The 330-nt window shown below is 51.2% G+C and carries 1 protein-coding gene; it reads left to right on the top strand.

What is annotated here, in order from left to right; genetic code table 11:
* The coding region (locus HMPREF2796_RS11425; RefSeq protein WP_210385367.1) for a hypothetical protein at positions 1–330 on the top strand (330 nt) is incomplete at both ends.

A 330-nucleotide genomic window follows, 5' to 3' on the forward strand; every position in this document is an offset into this window, starting at 1 on the left:
ATTGCCAGCATGCAAAATGCTGACGGTACCACCACAGCCCCGACCACCCTGGCCAACGTGAAGAACAACCTGGCTGATACTGCTGCTGCTACAGGTAACCCGAACGGCAACGATCGTGCCACCTTAGCTGCTGGTAACAAAGGCAATAATGCCGCCACTGTTAATGACGTATTGAACGCCGGTTTCACCGTACAGGGTAACGGTCAAAATAAAGACTTCGTGACCCACGGCGATACCATCAACTTTGTTAACGGCCAAGGCACCGTAGCCAAAGTCAACACCAACAACGGCGTAACCGAAGTTAAATTCGACACTCCGATGACTTACGTT

It is taken from the genome of Eikenella sp. HMSC071B05, assembly GCF_001811325.1.
GTDB lineage: Bacteria > Pseudomonadota > Gammaproteobacteria > Burkholderiales > Neisseriaceae > Eikenella > Eikenella corrodens.